We start from the raw sequence: 18,163 nt of genomic DNA on the forward strand, positions 1-18,163 counted from the left end.
GCTGACCGTCGAACTGCACGACACACAGGCCCGGTTGGAGGAGGCACGGAACCCGACGCCCGAGCCGATCGCGATCGTCTCGGCGGCCTGCCGGCTGCCCGGCGGCGCGGAATCCCCCGAGGAGCTGTGGCGCATCCTGGCCGAAGGCATCGACGTGGTCGGCGACTTCCCCGCCGATCGAGGGTGGGACGTCGAGGAGTTGTATGATCCGGACCCCGATCGACCGGGGAAGTCGTACACCCGCCAGGGCGCGTTCCTGCCCGACATCGCGGGCTTCGACGCCGAGTTCTTCGGCATCTCGCCACGCGAGGCACTGGCCACCGACCCGCAACACCGGCTCCTTTTGGAGACCGCGTGGGAGCTGTTCGAGCGGGCCGGCATCGACCCCACCACCCTCGCCGGCAGCCGCACCGGGGTCTTCGCCGGCCTCAACGGCCAGGACTACGCGGCCCGGTTGAGCCGGGTGCCCGACGAGGTCGGCGGCTACATCGGCAACGGCAACGCGGCCAGTGTCGCCTCCGGGCGGATCGCCTACTCGTTCGGCTTCGAGGGCCCGGCCGTGACGGTGGACACCGCATGCTCGTCCTCGCTGGTCGCGCTGCACCTCGCGGCCCACTCGCTGCGCAGCGGCGAATGCGACCTCGCGCTGGCCGGCGGGGTGACGCTGATGGCGTCGCCGCTGGGCTTCGTCGAGTTCTCCCGACAGCGCGGGCTGGCCGCGGACGGGCGTTGCAAGGCGTTCGCCGGCGCCGCCGACGGCACCGGCTGGTCCGAGGGCACCGGTCTGGTCCTGGTCGAACGGCTCGCGGACGCCCGCCGCCTGGGCCACCGGGTCCTCGCGGTGCTGCGCGGCAGCGCCGTCAATCAGGACGGCGCCTCCAACGGCCTGACCGCGCCGAACGGACCTTCGCAGCAGCGGGTGATCCGCCAGGCGCTGCGCGACGCCCGGCTGACCGCCGCCGACATCGACGCGGTCGAGGCACACGGCACCGGAACCACCCTGGGCGACCCGATCGAGGCCCAGGCGCTGATCGCGACCTACGGTCGGGACCGGCCCGAGGACCGGCCGCTGTGGATCGGCTCGGCCAAGTCCAACATCGGCCACACCCAGGCCGCCGCCGGGATCGTCGGCGTGATCAAGATGATCGAGGCGATGCGGCACGGCGTACTGCCCAGGACGCTGCACATCGACGAACCGACCCCGCACGTGGACTGGTCGGCGGGCGCGGTCCGGCTGCTCACCGAGGCCCGGGCCTGGCCGGAGACCGGTCGGCCCCGGCGGGTGGGGATCTCGGCCTTCGGCGCGAGCGGAACCAACGCACACCTGATCCTCGAACAGCCCGAGGCCGCCGATCGGGGCCTGCCGGCCGAACCGGGGCAGGCGAGTACGCGGCGACCGTCGGGAGCGACGCCCTGGCTGCTCACCGCCAGGACCCCAGCCGCGCTGCGCGCCCAGGCGGCCCGACTGGCCGCACATGTGCGTGGTGCGGCGCCGGGGAGTGCCGATGTGCTCGACGTCGGCTATTCGTTGGCCACCGCCCGGGCCCGGTTCGACGAACGCGCGATCGTGGTCGCCGACGACCCGGCGGGCTTTTTGGCCGGCCTCGACGCGCTCGCGGCCGACACGCCCGCCGCCGGCCTCGTACGCGGCGGCGCGGGCGGATCGGGGCCGCTGGCCTACCTGTTCACCGGGCAGGGCAGCCAGCGTGTCGGCATGGGCCGCGAACTGCACGCCGCACAACCGGTGTTCGCCGCCGCCTTCGACGAGGTCGCCGAGGCGCTCGACGCCGAGCTGGCCGGGCACGTTCCGTACCCGCTGCGCGACGTGGTGTTCGGCCTGGTCGAGGACGCGGCCCAACAACTCGACCGGACAGTGTATGCACAACCGGCGCTGTTCGCGATCGAGGTGGCGCTGTACCGGCTGTACGCGTCCTGGGGCCTGCGGCCGGACTTCGTCACCGGACATTCGCTCGGCGAACTGACCGCCGCACATGTGGCGGACGTACTCATCCTTCCCGACGCCGCGACCCTGGTCGCGGCCCGGGCCCGGCTGATGCAGGCGATGCCCACGACCGGCGCGATGGTCGCCGTCCAGGCCACGGAGGAGGAGGTCGCCGCCGCGCTGACCGGTCGGGAGAGCGAGGTGGCGGTGGCGGCGATCAACGGGCCACGCTCGATCGTGCTGTCCGGGGCCGCCGAGGCGACGCTCGCGGTCGCCGCCGAGTTCGCCGCACGGGGCCGCAAGACCAAACGACTGCGGGTCAGCCACGCGTTCCACTCGCCGCTGATGGCCGGGATGCTCGACGAGTTCGGCCGGATCGCGGCCGGTCTGACCCACCACGCGCCGCGCATCCCGGTGATCTCCAACCTCACCGGTCGACCCGCCGACGCCGGGCGACCGCTCGACGCCGCGCACTGGGTGGCACACGTTCGGCACGCGGTGCGGTTCCGGGACGTGATCGCCCACCTGGCCGACGCGGGCGTGACCACCTACCTGGAACTGGGACCCGACGGGGTGCTGACCGCGATGGCCCAGGACAGCCTGGCGGACGCGGACGCGGGTGAGGGCGGCAACGCACCGGCGTTCGCCGCCGCGCTGCGCCGGGATCGGCCGGAGAACGAGACCGCGCTGCTTGCCTTCGGCACGGCCCATGTGCACGGCGCGGCGGTGGACTGGCCCGCGTGGTACGCCGGTTCCAACGCCCGGCGGGTCGACCTCCCGACGTACGCCTTCCAGCACCGGCGGTTCTGGATCGACCAGCCCGCCGTGGGTGCCGACGACGCCTCCGGGCTCGGGCTCGGCGCGGCCGATCACCCGCTCCTTGCCGCGTCGTTGCGGGTGGCGGGCGGTGCGGCCGACGGCGGCGCGGAGACGGTGGTGCTGACCGGGCGGTTGTCCCTGCGCAGCCATCCGTGGCTGGCCGGACACGTGGTGTTCGGGTCGGTCCTGGTGCCCGGAACTGCCTTCGTGGAGGCGGCGATCCGGGCCGGGGACGAGGTCGGCCTGGACACCGTCGAGGAGTTGGTGATCGAGGCTCCGCTGATCCTGCGCGAGCGCGACGCGGTACAGCTTCAGGTGGTCGTCGGGGCTCGTGAATCCGCCGACCGTCGGCCGATCGCGGTGTACGCACGACCGGCCGACGCCGATGGCGACGCGCCCTGGACCCGGCACGCGGTGGGCTTCCTGAGCACGTCGCAGGACCCGCGGCGGGCCGCCGAGGCCCCGGCCCGGTCCGGCGACGCCGGGACGTGGCCGCCCGCCGGCGCGAGCCCGATCGACGTCTCGCAGGCGTATGCGGCCCTGGCCGAGGCGGGCATCGACTACGGCCCGGCCTTCCGCGGCCTGCGCGCCGCCTGGCGGCTCGGCGGCGAGATCCTGGCCGAGGCCGCGCTGCCGGCCGACGAACACCGGGACGCGCCCCGGTTCGGCATCCACCCGGCCCTGCTCGACGCCGCGCTGCACATCGCCTCGGTGCGGAGTCTGGCCGACCCGGACGCGGCCGAGGGGCGCCGACTGCCGTTCGCCTGGAACGGGGTACGGCTGCACGCGTCCGGCGCGACGGAGCTGCGGATCCGGATCGGCTCGACCGGCCCGGGCGAGCTGACCTTCACGGCCGCCGACGGGAACGGCACGCCGGTGGTTTCGATCGAGTCCCTGGCCACCCGGACGGTGACGGCGGATCAGCTGGAGGGGGCGCGAACGCCGGAGCGGGACGCGCTGTTCGAGGTGGAGTGGGTCGCGGGAGCGGCGCCGGTCGGGACTCCGGGCGAGGACGGCCGGGAGTTCGGTGCCGGCGCGGTGGTCGTGGCGGTGCGGCCGACGGAGCAGGACGCGTCGGCTTCGGCACATCGGGAGACCGCGCGGGTGCTGGAGGTCCTGCGGTCGGAGGCCGAGCGGATCGTGGTGCTCACACGCGGCGCGTTCGCGGTGGCCGCGGGGGAGGATCCCGACCCGGCCGCCGCGGCGGTGGCCGGTCTGGTGCGGTCGGCGCAGGCCGAACAGCCGGGCCGGATCGTACTGATCGACTACGACGGGGAGCCGGCCTCGGAGGCCGCGCTCGGCGCGGCCCATGCGGGTGCGCGTGACGCCGACGAACCGCAACTGGCGGTGCGCGGCGGGGCGTTGTTCGTGCCGAGACTGCGGCGGATCGAGGCGGCGGCGGTCGGGCCCGGATCGGTCGGTTCGGGGACGGTCGGTTCGGCAGCGGTCGGCTCGGGGCCCATCGAGGACACGCGCGGTTGGGATCCGGACGGGACCGTCCTGGTGACCGGCGGTGTGGGTGTGCTCGGGGCCCTGGTCGCCCGTCACCTGGTGACCGAACACGGCATGCGGCGGCTGCTGTTGACCGGCCGTCGCGGACTCGACACGCCGGGCGCGGGCGAGTTGTCGGCCGAGCTGACCGAGCTCGGCGCGGAGGTCACCGTCGCGGCGGCCGACGTGGCCGATCGGGACCAGCTGGCCGCACTGATCGCGAGCGTGCCGGCGGCCTATCCGCTCACCGCCGTGGTGCACGCGGCGGGCGTGATCGACGACGGCGTGGTCGACGCGCTCACGCCCGAGCGGCTGGCGGCGGTACTGCGGCCCAAGGTCGACGCCGGATGGCACCTGCACGAGTTGACCCGGCATCAGGACCTGGCGGGCTTCGTGCTGTTCTCCTCGGTCGCGGGTGTGCTCGGCGGCCCCGGACAGGGAAACTACGCGGCGGCCAACGGCTTCCTGGACGCGCTCGCGCTGCACCGGCGGGCGCTCGGGCTGCCGGCGGTGTCGTTGGCGTGGGGGATGTGGGCCGAGGCGGGCGGGATGACCGCCGGGTTGGCGGAGGCGGATCGGCGGCGTGCGGCCCGGGCCGGCATCCGGCCGCTGGCCACGGCGGACGGACTGCGCCTGTTCGATCACGTGGTACGGCCCCGAGGCGGCGCCGACGGTCCGGACGCGGCCGTGCCGATCCCGGCGCCGCTGGATCTGGCCGGCCTGCGGGCCCGGCCGGACGCGGTACCCGCGCTGCTGCGCGGGCTGGTCCGGCCGAGCCGACGGATCGCCACGGCGGCGGCCCGGTCGGCGGATGGCGGTGCGTTGACCGCCCGACTGGCCGGCCTGAGTCCGGCCGACCGGGAGCGGGAACTGCTCGACCTGGTCCGCGCCGAGGTCGCGGGCGTCCTCGGCGCCGACCCCGAAACGCTCGGTGCACGACGTGCGTTCGGCGAGGTGGGCATGGACTCGCTCACGGCGGTCGAGCTGCGCAATCGGCTGGGCGCGACCACGGGTCTGCGGCTGCCCGCGACGCTGGTCTTCGACCACCCGACCCCGGCCGCCCTCGCCGAGTTCCTGCGCGGCGAATTGCTGGGCGAGGCGGCGGGCGTGCCCGAGCCGAGCCCGGCCGTGGCAACGCCCCTGTCGGGCACGGACGATCCCATCGTGATCGTCGGTACCGCCTGCCGGCTGCCGGGCGGCGTCTCGTCCGCCGGCGACCTGTGGCGGCTGGTGGCCTCCGGTACCGACGCGGTGGGGGCGTTCCCCGAGGATCGTGGGTGGGACGTCGAGGAGCTGTTCGACCCGGACCCGGAGGCGGCCGGCAAGTCCTACACCCGACACGGTGGATTCCTCTACGACGCCGCCGAGTTCGACGCCGGCTTCTTCGAGATCTCGCCCCGGGAGGCGCTGGCCACCGACCCGCAGCAGCGGCTGCTCCTGGAGACGACCTGGGAGGTGATCGAGCGGGCCGGGATCGACCCGACCACGCTGCGCGGCAGCCGGACGGGTGTGTTCGCCGGGGTGATGTACCACGACTACGCGCCGCATCCGGGCAACGTACCTGCCGCCCTGGAGGGTTACGTCGGCAACGGCAACGCGGGAAGTGTCGCGTCGGGCCGGATCTCGTACTCGTTCGGCTTCGAGGGCCCGGCGGTCACGATCGACACGGCGTGCTCGTCGTCCCTGGTCACCCTGCACCTGGCCGCACAGTCGTTGCGCCTGGGCGAGAGCGACCTGGCGGTCGCGGGCGGGGTCGCGGTGATGGCCTCCCCCGGCGCGTTCACCGAGTTCTCCCGGCAGCGCGGACTGTCCGTGGACGGCCGCTGCAAGGCGTTCGCGGGCGCGGCGGACGGCGTCGGCTGGGCCGAGGGCGTCGGACTGGTGCTCCTGGAGCGGCTGTCGGACGCCCGGCGCAACGGGCATCGGGTACTGGCGGTCGTCCGGGGTTCGGCGGTCAACCAGGACGGTGCGTCGAACGGATTGACGGCGCCCAATGGCCCGGCGCAGCAGCGGGTGATCCGGGCGGCGTTGGCGAACGCGGGCGTGCCGGCGGCCGAGGTGGACGTGGTGGAGGCGCACGGGACCGGGACGACGTTGGGTGATCCGATCGAGGCGCAGGCGTTGTTGGCGACCTACGGGCGGGATCGGCCGGCGGATCGACCGTTGTGGTTGGGGTCGTTGAAGTCGAACATCGGCCACGCCCAGGCCGCCGCCGGGGTGGCCGGGGTGATCAAGATGGTGGAGGCGCTGGGCCACGGGGTGTTGCCGAAGACGCTGCACGTGGACGAGCCGACGCCGCATGTCGACTGGTCGTCGGGCGGGGTTCGACTGCTGACCGAGGCCCGTCCCTGGCCGGAGACCGGGCGCCCGCGCCGGGCCGGAGTCTCGTCCTTCGGGGTCAGCGGGACCAACGCGCACGTGATCCTGGAGCAGGCTCCGCCGGACGCCGCCCCTGAGGTCGCCGACCCGCACCGGGACCCCGACGTGGTGCTCCCGTGGCTGATCTCGGCCAAGCGGGCACCGGCCCTGCGCGGCCAGGCCGCTCGGCTGATCGACACGCTGGCGCAGGCCGACCTCGAACCGGTGGACGTCGGCGCGGCGCTGCTCGCCTCGCGCGCGGCCCTGGAGGAGCGCGCCGTGCTGATCGGCGCCTCGGACACACTGCCCGACGAGCTGGGCGCGCTGGCCCGGGGCGACTCCGCGGCCGGTGTGGTGACCGGGTCCGCGACGGGCACCCTCGGTCGGACCGTGTTCGTCTTCCCGGGTCAGGGTTCGCAGTGGGCCGGGATGGCCGCGGAACTTCACGGCCAGTCTTCGGTGTTCGCGTCGCGGTTCGGTGAGTGCGCGAAGGCCTTGGAGCCGTTCGTGGACTGGTCGGCGGTGGATGTGTTGACCGGGGTGGAGGGTGCGCCGTCGTTGGATCGGGTGGATGTGGTCCAGCCGGTGCTCTGGGCGGTGTTGGTGTCGCTTGCCGAGGTCTGGCGCTCGTTCGGGGTCGTCCCGGATGCGGTGGTGGGGCACTCGCAGGGTGAGATCGCGGCGGCCGTGGTGGCCGGCGGGTTGTCGCTGGATGACGGCGCGCGGGTGGTGGCGCTGCGGAGTCGGGCGATCGTGGCGCTGTCCGGGCGTGGCGGCATGGCATCGGTGGCGGAGTCGGTGGAGGTGCTTCGGGAGCGTATCTCGGCGTGGGATGGGCGGATCTCGGTTGCGGCGGTGAATGGTCCGGGTCAGGTGGTGGTGTCCGGGGAACCGGACGCGTTGGCCGAGTTGGTGGCGGCTGTGACCGACGAGGGTGGTCGGGCGCGGTTGATTCCGGTGGATTACGCGTCGCATTCGGCGCAGGTGGAGGAGATTCGGGACCGCATCGTTGCCGACCTGGCGGGGATTACGCCGGTTTCCGGGTCGGTGCCGCTGTGGTCGACGGTGACCGGTGAGTGGCTGGACACGGCCGAGATGGATGCCGCGTACTGGGCGACCAACCTGCGCGAGACCGTGCGCTTCGAGGACGCGGTGCGCGGGCTGGCTGTGTCCGGGCACGGCGTGTTCGTCGAGACCAGTCCGCACCCCGTCTTGGTGGCGGCGATCCAGGAGACCCTGGAAGTCGCAGCGGCGGGCCGCTCCCTGGTGGTCGGTACGTTGCGCCGCGATCAGGGCGGCGCGCAGCGCCTGTACACCTCGCTGGCCGAGGTTTGGGTACGCGGGGTGGAGGTCGACTGGAGCGTGGCCTATGCGGGATTCCACGCCCGGCCGGTCGAGTTGCCGACCTACGCCTTCCAGCACGAACGCTTCTGGCTGGACGGGAGCCGGACGGCCGTGGGTGGAGGTACAAGCGCGCTCGGGATGCCGGGTGCGGCCGAATCGGGTGCCGATTCGGCAGCCGGGCCGGTACTCCCGGGGCGTCTCGCCGGTCTGGCCGGCACCGAACGCGTTGCTGCCGTACTGGAGTTCGTGAGGGCCGAGACGGCGGTCGTGCTCGCGCACGGGAACGCGGCCTCGGTCGAGCCCGAACGTGCTTTCCGGGAGCTGGGGTTCGACTCGTTGACCGCCGTGGAGCTGCGCAACCGGCTGAACACCGGCTCGGGTCTGGAGCTGCCCGCGACCTTGATCTTCGACTACCCCACCCCGGCCGATGTCGCCGAATTCCTCGCCGAGCGGCTTGCCGCCGCCGGCCCCGGCCTGCTCCTGCCCGATGCGCTGGCCGAACTCGACCGGCTGGACGCCACGTTGACCGCCGATCTCGGCGACTCTGCCCAGCGGTTGGCGATCATCGAGCGACTGCGGGTGCTGACCGCCAAGTGGGACGCCCCGGCACTCGGCTCGGCATCCGGCTCGGCGTCCGCCGACCCGGACGAGATCGATCTGGACAGTGCCACCGACGAGGAACTGTTCGGCCTGCTCGACGGCAACGTCGAATCCTTCTGATCCCCGGACCCCCGACCGACCACCCCAGGCCCCATCACTCAGGAAAGGCAGCTCCATGTCCGACGAAGACAAGCTCCGGGGATATCTCAAACGTGCGCTGGCCGATGTCCGCGAGGCCCGCAAGCGGGTCCGCGAGGTGGAGGCGAGTCGGCGCGAGCCGATCGCGATCGTCGGGATGGCCTGCCGGCTTCCGGGCGGGGTGACCTCGCCCGAGGACCTGTGGCGGCTGGTCGAATCCGGCACCGACACGGTCGGCGAGGCGCCCACCGATCGCGGCTGGGACCTGCGCGACCTCTACGACCCGGATCCCGACCGGCCGGGCACCACCTACACGGTGGCCGGCTCCTTCCTGCCGGACGCGGGCGACTTCGACGCGGCGTTCTTCGGGATCTCGCCGCGCGAGGCACCGGCCACCGACCCCCAGCAGCGGCTGCTCCTGGAGACCGCGTGGGACGCCTTCGAGCGGGCCGGGATCGACGTCACCGGCCTGCGCCGCAGTCGCACGTCGGTGTTCACCGGGATCGCGGGGATCGACTACGCGCCCGCGCTCGACCAGGTGCCGCCGGAGCTGGAGGGCTATCTCGGCACGGGCACGCTCGGAAGCGTCGCGTCGGGCCGGATCTCGTACACCTTCGGCTTCGAGGGTCCGGCGGTGACGGTGGACACCGCGTGCTCGTCGTCGCTGGTCGCGCTGCACCTGGCAGCACAGTCCCTGCGCGGCGGGGAATGCGATCTCGCGGTCGCGGGCGGTGCGACGGTGATGGCCTCGCCGATGGGCTACGTCGAGTTCTCCCGGCAGCGCGGGCTCTCCGTGGACGGCAGATGCAAGGCGTTCGCCGCGTCGGCCGACGGCACCGGTTGGGCCGAGGGGGTCGGCGTACTGATCCTGGAACGGCTCTCCGACGCCGAACGCCTGGGCCACGAGGTGCTCGCGGTGGTACGTGGCAGTGCGGTCAACCAGGACGGCGCCTCCAACGGCCTGACCGCGCCGAACGGTCCGGCGCAGCAGCGGGTGATCCGGGCGGCATTGGCCGGCGCCGAACTGTCCGCCGACGACGTGGACGTGGTGGAGGCGCACGGGACCGGGACGACGTTGGGTGATCCGATCGAGGCGCAGGCGTTGTTGGCGACCTACGGGCGGGATCGGCCGGCGGACCGGCCTTTGTGGTTGGGGTCGTTGAAGTCCAACATCGGTCATGCGCAGGCGGCTGCGGGTGTGGCCGGGGTGATCAAGATGGTGGAGGCGCTGCGGCACGGCGTGTTGCCGCGGACGTTGCACGTGGACGAGCCGACGCCGCACGTGGACTGGTCGTCCGGCGGGGTGCGGTTGTTGACCGAGGCCCGGCCGTGGCCGGAGGTGGATCGGCCCCGGCGGGCGGCGGTGTCGGCGTTCGGGGTGAGCGGGACCAACGCGCATGTCATCCTCGAACAGCCCGCCACCGAGGGCGAACCTACCGACGAGCGACCGGTGTCGGATGACGTCCTCCCGTGGGTGTTGTCGGCGAAGACCCCGGAGGCGTTGCAGGCCCAGGCGGCGCGGTTGCTCGACCGGCTCGATCGGGACGCCGCCTCGCCATCGACCGCCGACGTCGGTTTCTCCCTGGTCACCACGCGGGCGGCGTTCGCGGAGCGCGCGGTGGTGATCGGTGACCGTCGAGGGTTGATCGAGAACCTGGACGCGGTGCGGCGCGGCGAATCGGCGGCCGGAGTGGTCTCGGGGTCGGTCGGTCCGGTGGGTCGGACCGTGTTCGTGTTTCCGGGTCAGGGTTCGCAGTGGGCCGGGATGGCTGCGGAACTTCACGGCCGGTCTTCGGTGTTCGCGTCGCGGTTCGGTGAGTGCGCGAAGGCCTTGGAGCCGTTCGTGGACTGGTCGGCGGTGGATGTGTTGACCGGGGTGGAGGGTGCGCCGTCGTTGGATCGGGTGGATGTGGTCCAGCCGGTGTTGTGGGCGGTGTTGGTGTCGTTGGCGGAGGTGTGGCGGTCCTTCGGCGTGACGCCGGATGCGGTGGTGGGGCACTCGCAGGGTGAGATCGCGGCGGCGGTGGTGGCCGGCGGGTTGTCGCTGGACGATGGCGCGCGGGTGGTGGCGCTGCGGAGTCGGGCGATCGTGGCACTGTCGGGGCGTGGTGGGATGGCGTCGGTGGCGTTGCCCGAGCCGACGGTGCGGGAGCGGATCGCGGCGTGGGACGGGCGGATTTCGGTTGCGGCGGTGAATGGTCCCGCTCAGGTGGTGGTGTCCGGGGAGCCGGACGCGTTGGCCGAGTTGGTGGCCGTGGTGACCGACGAGGGTGGTCGGGCACGGTTGATTCCGGTGGATTACGCTTCGCATTCCGCGCAGGTGGAGGAAATTCGCGCGAGGATCGTCACGGATTTGGCCGAGATTGTGCCGGTTTCCGGGTCGGTGCCGCTGTGGTCGACGGTGACCGGTGAGTGGCTGGACACGGCCGAGATGGATGCCGCGTACTGGGCGACCAACCTGCGCGAGACCGTGCGCTTCGAGGAAGCGGTGCGCGGGCTGGCCGAATCCGGACACGGCGTGTTCGTCGAGGCGAGTCCGCACCCCGTGCTGACCGCCGCAATCGAGGCCACGTTGGAGGAGACCGGTCCGGAACACGCCGTGGTGGTCGGCACGTTGCGCCGCGACCAGGGCGGCGCGCAGCGCCTGTACACCTCGCTTGCCGAAGCCTTCGTGCGGGGAGTCCAGGTGGACTGGACCACCGCCTTCGCCGAACACCAGCCCCGGCGCGTGGCGTTGCCCACCTACGCGTTCCAGCGTCGGCGGTATTGGCGCGAGACACTGAACCGCCCCGCCGCCGGTGCGTCGTCGTTGGGCCTGCGGTCGGTGCGGCATCCGTTGCTCGGGGCCTCGGTGGGCACCGGCGACGGGGATGATGTCCTGCTGACCGGACGGCTGTCGCTTCGTACACATCCGTGGCTGGCCGATCACGCGGTCCGCGACACGGTGTTGTTGCCCGCGTCGGCCTTCCTGGAGCTGGCCGTGCGCGCCGGTGACGAGGTCGGTCTCGGCGTGGTGGACGAACTCGTGATCGAGGCGCCGCTGATCCTTGCCCATGAGGGCGACGACGCCGACGACGCCGAAGTCGCCGACTCCGACGCCGGCGTGCACATCCAGGTCGCGGTGGGCTCGGCGGGCGAGGACGGGCGGCGGCGGTTCGCGATCTTCTCCCGGGACGAGGCGGCGGGGGACGGCGCGGAGTGGGCGCGACATGCCGGCGGCTTCCTCGCACCGGAGTCCGCCGAGGACGACGTCCTTCCGGATGTGGGAAGTTGGCCGCCCGCCGACGGGGTGTCGGTGCCGGTCGAGGACGCGTACGAGGTGCTGGCCGCGGCCGGGATCGACTACGGGCCGGTGTTCCAGGGGCTGCGGGCCGCGTGGCGGACCGGCGAGGCGTTGTTCGCCGAGGTCGGGGCGTCCGGGGAAGGGAAGGATCAGGCCGCGGAGTTCGGGTTGCATCCGGCGCTGTTGGATGCCGCGCTGCATGTGGCGGTGGTCGATGCGTTGCGGCGCGCCGAGGCGGCCGGCGAGGAGGTCGGGACGAGCCTGGCCTACGCGTGGAACGCGGTACGGCTGCATGCGGCCGGGGCCGCCCGGCTGCGGATTCGGCTCACCCCCGCCGGGCCGGACACGGTGGCGGTGGCGGCCTGGGACGAGACCGGCGCGCCGGTGCTTTCCGTCGGGTCGCTGACGTCGCGTCCGGTGCCCACCGGGCGGCTCGCGGACGGGACCGGTTCGCGTGCCCGGGCGGGCGACGCCGGTGCCGGGCGGCGCAAGCGGCGCGTGGCGCGTACCGCCCCGGCGGTTGCCGAATCGGGCCTCGGTCGGCGGCTCGCGGCGGCCGGCGAGGGGGAGCGGGACGAGATCCTGGTGGACCTGGTCCGCACCGAATTGGGCGTGGTCCTCGGCCATGCCGCCGACGAATCGGTGGACGCGGAACAGGCGTTCCTGGAGGTCGGCCTGGACTCGCTGACCGCCGTCGAACTGCGCAACCGGCTCGCCACGGCGACGGGCCTGCGGTTGCCGGCGACGGTGACCATCGCGCATCCGACCCCACGAGCCCTCGCCCGGCATCTGGGCACCGCGCTCACGGAGCAGGGCACGTCGCGCGACGAACAGCCGAGTTCGACGCCGACGGGGTCCGACCGGGTCAAGGGCGCGCTCGCATCGTTCTACGTGCAACTGTGCGCGGCCGAGAAGTACACCACGGCCGCCGAGGTGATCATGGCCTCGGCGGGGCTGCGGCCCTCCTTCGCGGAGTCCGAACGGGATCGGCACGTCAAGCCGGTGTTGCGGTTGGCGACCGGTGTGGCCGGGCCGAAGATCGTCTGCTTCCCGTCGCTCAGCGCAATCTCCGGACCGCACGAATACGCCCGGTTCGGGCAGGTGTTCCAGGGCGAGCGGGACGTGTTCGTGATCCAGACGCCGGGGTTCGTGGCCGACGAGTCATTGCCGGATCACGCGGACGCGCTGCTGCGGATGCACGTGGAGACCGTACGCGCCGCGGTGGGGGACGAGCCGTTCGTCGTCGTCGGCCGCTCGATGGGCGGATGCATCGCGCACGAGGTGACCCGACGTCTGGAGGCCGAGGGGGTGTACCCGGTCGGGCTCGGCTTGGTCGACACCTTCCCGATCGACACCGCCCTGGTGCCGGGCATGGACTGGTGGCTGCCCGCGATGATCGAGGGGATGCTCGGGCGCGTCGCTCAGTACGACATGACACTCGACGACACCAACCTCAGCACGATGGGGCTCTACCAGAGGTTGTTCGCGGACTGGAAGCCTCGGCCGATCGCCACCCCGACGCTGGTCGCGCAGGCGGATACGCCGGTGGCGGGCACCGTGATCGACCCCGAGGGTCGGTGGGACTGGCGGGCGTACTGGCCGCTGCCGCACGACCTGATCGAGATCACCGGCGACCACTTCACCGTCCTGGAGGACCACGCCGACCTGACCGCGGCGACCATCGTCGACTGGGCCGCCGGGTTGGCCGGATGAGCCCGCCCCCATCACCCCCACTGGCCACCGCCACTGCGATACGACATCACTTCGAGGCTGGGACATTCATGACGAAGGTATTGACCCCGGTGGACCTCGCCGAGATCCACCGCACGCTCGCGCTGTTCGCGCACGTCTTCGACAACGGTGACGTGGACGGACTCGACCTCGTGTTCACCGAGGACGTCGTGGTCGAGATCGGCACCGGGCCCAAGCGAGCCTTCCACGGCATCGCCGAGTTCGCCGAATACACCCGGAGCAAGAGCGCGGCGACGCCCGACCACCACACGGTCAACACGACCGTCGAGGTGGACGAGCACGGCCAGGTCCAGACGCGCAGCCGCTACATCGGGATCAACCCGGCCGGTCGAATCACCGGCGGCGAATTCCTGGACATCCTCCGGAAGACCCCCGCCGGCTGGCGGATCGCCTATCGGCTGAGCCTGCCGCGCGCCCCCCGCGAGGCCGGGGCGGGCGTGAGCAGGGTCGGCTTCCCGCTCGCGGTCCGGCTCGCCGAGGTGGTCGCGCCGTGACCGGCGGCCCCGCGCTGAGCGCGGCGGACGTCGCGGAGATCCACGACACCCTCGCGCAGTTCGCGCATGTCTTCGACAACGACGAAGTCGGGGACCTGCACCGGGTGTTCACGGACAACGCGGTGATCGAGAACACGATCGGCGCCGGCTACACCATCGAAGGCATCGCCTCGGCGCGGCAGTTCACCGGCCGACGCAGTCCGGACACCCCCGACCACCAGACGCTCGACACCGTGCTCCTGGTGGACGCGGGCGGTACGGTCCGGGCCCGCAGCCGCTACATCGCGACACTGATCGACGGCGAGGTACACGGCGGGGACTACTACGACATCCTCGAACACACGCCACGCGGCTGGCGGATCCGGTATCGGGTCTCGGTACCGAGGCATCCGATCCTGGACGCCGTGGAGCTGCCGGCGGAATTCGCCGAGGCGTGGCGGCCCACGGCGGAGAATCTGGTGCGGTTCACCCGGAGCTGACGGCGATACCGACGCCGACGGGCGGACCGGGGCGGGGCCGACGGCGGCCCCGCCCCGAGCGCATCAGTCGCCGTGCCGCACCACGATCGCCGTCACCGCGATGCCCAGATCCACCTGCCACCGTCCCGCGAACCCGTCCAGCGGTCGATCCTCGATCAGCAGCCGGGCGTCGAACGTGCCCGCCGGGTCGAATTCGAGTTCGGCCTCGGCGAAGTCCAACCAGCGCGAGGTGAGCGGGAACCACGCCTTGTAGACGGACTCCTTGGCGCTGAACAGGAGCCGGTCCCACGCGATCTCCGGCCGATCGGCGGCCAGTGCGCGCAGGTGTTTACGCTCGGTCTCGGACGCGACCACCTCGAGGACGCCGTCGGGCAGCGGCCCCGCCGGCTCCGCGTCGATGCCCAGGGTCAGCACCGCGCCGGCATCCGCGACCACCGCGGCCCGATACCCGTCGCAGTGCGTCATGCTGCCGACCACACCGGTCGGCCAACCGGGCGCACCGCGCAGCCCCGGCAACAACGGCGCGGCCGGCACGCCCATTCGGGCCAACGCACGCCGCGCGCACCGTCGGACGGTGGTGAACTCGCGGCGCCGCTTGTCCACGGCGTTCGCGAGCAGCGCCTCCTCGGCCGGGTACAGCGGCGGCCCGTCGGGGTCGTCGAAGCACTCCTCGGCGAACACCCCGGGCGGCAGGATGCGGTCGATCATCGTCATCGGGCACCCGCCGATTGCCCCGAACGGCCGGCTCCGGCGGTCCCGGCGACCTCGGCCGGCAGGATCCGGCGCGGAATCGGCCTGCGCAGCCCGTTCTTGCGCTCGCGCGGATAGCCGAGCGAGACCTCCTCGAACCGCACCCCGTCGTACCAGGTGGTGCGCGGGATGTGCAGGTGGCCGTACACCACGGCGGCGGTCGGGAAACGCCGATGCCAGTCGGCGGTCAGGTCGGTGCCGCACCACTGGGCGAACTCCGGGTACCACAGCACGTCCGTGGGCTGCCGGACCAGCGGGAAGTGGTTGACCATCAGGAACGGCGCCGCCGGATCGGCCGCCGCCACGAGCCGGTCCTCGGTGTACGCCACCCGAGCCCGGCACCAGTCGCCGCGGGTCGGATACGGATCCGGGTGCAGCATGAACTCGTCGCTGCACACCACACCGGCCTCGTACGCGGCGTCCAACGCCTGCTGCTGCGTCGACGCGCCCGGCGGCCACCACGTGTAGTCGTAGAGCACGAACATCGGCGCCACGGTGACGGTTTCGCCCGGGCCGTCCCAGACCGGGAACGGGTCCTCGGGGGTCAGCACCCCCAACTCCCCGCACATCGCCACGAGATGCCGGTAGCGCTCCTCGCCGCGCAGTTGCACCGGGTCGTCGTTGGTGGACCACAACTCGTGGTTGCCCGGCACCCAGATCACCCGGGCGAAGCGCTCGGCGAGCAGGCGCAGGGTCGAGGCGGTCTCCTCGACGTGCTCGGCCACGTCGCCTCCGACCAGGATCCAGTCCTCGTCGTGCCCCGGCCGGATGCCCTCGACGAGTCTGCGGTTGGACGGAATGGCGGAATGCAGGTCGCTGACGGCGTACAGGGCGCGCTCGGGCGAACGGGCAGTGCTCATCGATCGACCATAGGCGGATCCGGGCCGCCGAGGGAAGGCCGACGCGGCCGCGCGGGGGGTCTGCGCAAGCTCGGCGCAAGGCGGCGTAGGGGTTGGTCAGGGGTACGCCATACGCCCGTCATATGTCACCGTCGTGAGAGAGCAGGACCGGACGCCACAGGCAGCGCCACAGAGAGGGAAGAGCCGTTGCGGTACGAGATTCTCGGCCCCGTGCGGATCGTCGACGGCGCAACGCCGCGCACGATCGCGGCGCCCAAGCCGGAAACGCTCCTCTCCGCCCTGCTCGCGCGGCGGGACCAACTGCTGACGGTCGACCAGATCGTCGCGGAGATCTGGACCGACGCCGGGCCGCAGCGGGCGAAGTCGACGGTGCACGTGTACGTTTCCCGGCTGCGGGCGATGCTCGGCGCGCCGGGACCGGCCCGCACCGGCCCATTGGCCACCTGCGCCGGCGGCTACGTGCTGCACACCGGTCCGGACCGCCTCGACGCCGACACCTTCCACCGCCTGGTCGAACGTGGTCGCGCGGGCGCGCGGGCCGGGCGGTACCACGAGGCGGCCGAGGTGTACACGAGCGCGCTCGACCTGTGGCGCGGACCGGCCTACGCGGGGGTGAGCCTCGGGCCGATCGTTCGGGCACACGCCGCGCGGTTGGAGGCGTCCCGGCTGGAGTGCCTGGAGTTGCTGGTGGAGGCGAACCTCGCGCTCGGCCGGCACCGGGAGACGGTGGCCCGGCTGTACGCGCTGACCGGCGAGTATCCGCTGCACGAGAACTTCGCCCGGCACCTGATGGTCGCGCTGTACCACTGCGGCCGGCGCGGCGACGCGCTCGCGGTGTACCGCGACACCCGCACCGCGCTGCGCGAACTGCTGGGCCTGGAACCGTCCCGGGCGCTGCGTGAGATCCAGCACGCGGTGCTCACCGGGGCCGAACCACTGGGCGCGCGCAAGGACTCGATGGCAGGCTGACGGTCACGCAGCACGATCATTCGGTGACGATCAGAAGGGCCCTGCCATGAGTACCGCCTCATCCGTATCGGACACCTGGATCCGCCGGTTCCATCCGGCCGCCGATCGGGTGCCACGCCTGGTCGCGCTGCCGCACGCGGGCGGCTCGGCGAGTTTCTGGTTCCCGCTGTCGGCGGCGCTCAAGGAGCGCGTCGAGGTGCTGGGCGTGCAGTACCCGGGGCGTCAGGACCGGCGCGCCGAACCGCTCATCGAAGACATCGAGACCCTGGCCGAGCGCATCACCGAGGCCCTGGATCCCTGGCTGGACGAGCAACTTCCGCTGATCCTGTTCGGGCACAGCATGGGCGCGGTCCTCGGCTTCGAGGTGGCCCGGCGGTTGCGGATCCCGCCCGCCGCGCTGATCGCCTCCGGGCGCCGGGCCCCGGACCGACAGCGTGACGAGCGGGTGCACCTGCTCGACGACGCGGGGCTCGCCGCCGAACTGCGCTCGATGAGCGGCACGGACGCGAGCCTGCTGGCCAACGACGAGGTGCTGCGGATGGTGCTGCCCGCGCTGCGGGCCGACTACCGCGCGATCGAGACGTACCGGTGCACCCCCGGCGCGCCGCTGGAGTGCCCGATCACCGTGCTGATCGGCGACCGGGATCCGAAGGTCACCCTGGATGAGGCCACGGCCTGGCGCGACCACACGAACGGCACGTTCGCGCTGCACACCTTCACCGGCGGCCACTTCTATCTGACCGACCACCAGGCGGCGGTCACCGCGCGCATCGCGGACGCGATCGACGCGGCGACCGGACGGGGATAGCGGGGTCCGAGGGGCGCGACCGTCGGACGCTCGCTCGAATGGGTTCCGCGCGGGCCCGGGTTCGAGGGGCGTCGGG

General features: G+C 72.8%; 6 protein-coding genes and 2 pseudogenes. 6 read left to right on the top strand and 2 right to left on the bottom strand.

The window, feature by feature from the left end; genetic code table 11:
* Positions 1–61: 61 nt before the first annotated feature.
* The 4 genes and pseudogenes from ACWGR4_RS02760 to ACWGR4_RS02775 all read left to right on the top strand — a co-directional run.
* A pseudogene (locus ACWGR4_RS02760) lies at positions 62–8,401 on the top strand (type I polyketide synthase); the annotation flags it as partial.
* Positions 8,402–8,771: 370 nt separating this feature from the next.
* Positions 8,772–13,688 (top strand): annotated as a pseudogene (locus ACWGR4_RS02765) (acyltransferase domain-containing protein); the annotation flags it as partial.
* A gap of 68 nt (positions 13,689–13,756) precedes the next feature.
* Positions 13,757–14,221 (top strand): nuclear transport factor 2 family protein, encoded by a 465-nt coding sequence (locus ACWGR4_RS02770; RefSeq protein ID WP_452130258.1) that lies wholly within the window; start codon positions 13,757–13,759, stop codon positions 14,219–14,221.
* On the top strand, positions 14,218–14,700 hold the full coding sequence (locus ACWGR4_RS02775) for a nuclear transport factor 2 family protein (RefSeq protein WP_379997075.1): 483 nt from the start codon (positions 14,218–14,220) through the stop codon (positions 14,698–14,700). The genes ACWGR4_RS02770 and ACWGR4_RS02775 overlap by 4 nt, the downstream gene beginning before the upstream one ends.
* A 63-nt stretch (positions 14,701–14,763) precedes the next feature.
* On the opposite strand, the gene ACWGR4_RS02780 is transcribed toward ACWGR4_RS02775, so the two are convergent.
* Positions 14,764–15,408 carry a 4'-phosphopantetheinyl transferase family protein gene (locus tag ACWGR4_RS02780; RefSeq protein WP_452130260.1) on the bottom strand — a complete coding sequence of 215 codons (645 nt, stop codon included), beginning with the start codon at positions 15,406–15,408 and terminating at the stop codon, positions 14,764–14,766.
* Positions 15,409–15,410: 2 nt separating this feature from the next.
* Positions 15,411–16,310 (bottom strand): metallophosphoesterase family protein, encoded by a 900-nt coding sequence (locus ACWGR4_RS02785; RefSeq protein ID WP_379997077.1) that lies wholly within the window; start codon positions 16,308–16,310, stop codon positions 15,411–15,413.
* 186 nt (positions 16,311–16,496) lie between these two features.
* Here ACWGR4_RS02785 and ACWGR4_RS02790 point away from each other — a divergent pair, with 186 nt between their 5' ends.
* On the top strand, positions 16,497–17,279 hold the full coding sequence (locus tag ACWGR4_RS02790) for an AfsR/SARP family transcriptional regulator (protein WP_379997079.1): 783 nt from the start codon (positions 16,497–16,499) through the stop codon (positions 17,277–17,279).
* Positions 17,280–17,325: 46 nt separating this feature from the next.
* A complete protein-coding gene (locus tag ACWGR4_RS02795; RefSeq protein WP_379997081.1) occupies positions 17,326–18,087 on the top strand; it encodes a thioesterase II family protein in 762 nt (253 codons plus the stop codon).
* Positions 18,088–18,163: the final 76 nt, after the last annotated feature.

Source organism: Embleya sp. NPDC055664, from assembly GCF_053618075.1.